This window comes from Paenibacillus phytorum (genome assembly GCF_013141715.1).
GTDB classification, from domain to species: Bacteria; Bacillota; Bacilli; order Paenibacillales; family NBRC-103111; genus Paenibacillus_E; species Paenibacillus_E phytorum.
Map to the genome: position 1 here is coordinate 1 of NZ_WHOA01000108.1, position 520 is coordinate 520.

The 520-nt window shown below is 45.2% G+C and carries 1 protein-coding gene; it reads left to right on the forward strand.

All coding sequences use genetic code 11. The features are described 5' to 3' along the window. Positions 1-107 precede the first annotated feature (107 nt). The coding region (locus GC098_RS16690; RefSeq protein WP_171644253.1) for an IS110 family transposase at positions 108-520 on the forward strand (413 nt) is incomplete at its 3' end.

The following is a 520-nucleotide window of genomic DNA, read 5'->3' on the forward strand; positions in this document are numbered from 1 at the left end:
CATTCCTGTAGGTGTTAATAGATGGAACTTGCAGAAAAAAGGACGCCTCGCTAGGATGAGTATGTACTGGGTTGCAGCCCTCAGAACTCACCTTAGGAGGCGTTATCATGAAGTCTAATCCAATTAATTCTCAAAATCAACGTGTAGAACGAATCTCCACTACCACTCTGGTCATAGGCATCGACATTGCCAAGGAGAAACACGCTGCACAAGCCATTAATTTTCGAGGTATTGTCCTCACCAAGCGCCCTATTCTATTTTCGAATGACCTTGCTGGTTTTGAGCATTTAGAACACAGTATTCGGAAATTACAGAAGATGCACGGCATGAATGACTTCGTTGTGGGAATGGAAAGCACTGGTCACTACTGGTTCAATATTGCCAACTGGTTGGTGGGTCAAGGCATTGATGTGGCTCTTGTCAATCCAATGACAACAAAACGCAATAAGGAAAACAGAGATAACTCCCCTTCCAAGAACGACCCAAAAGATGCTCTGGTCATCGCCGATGCGGTGAGCCG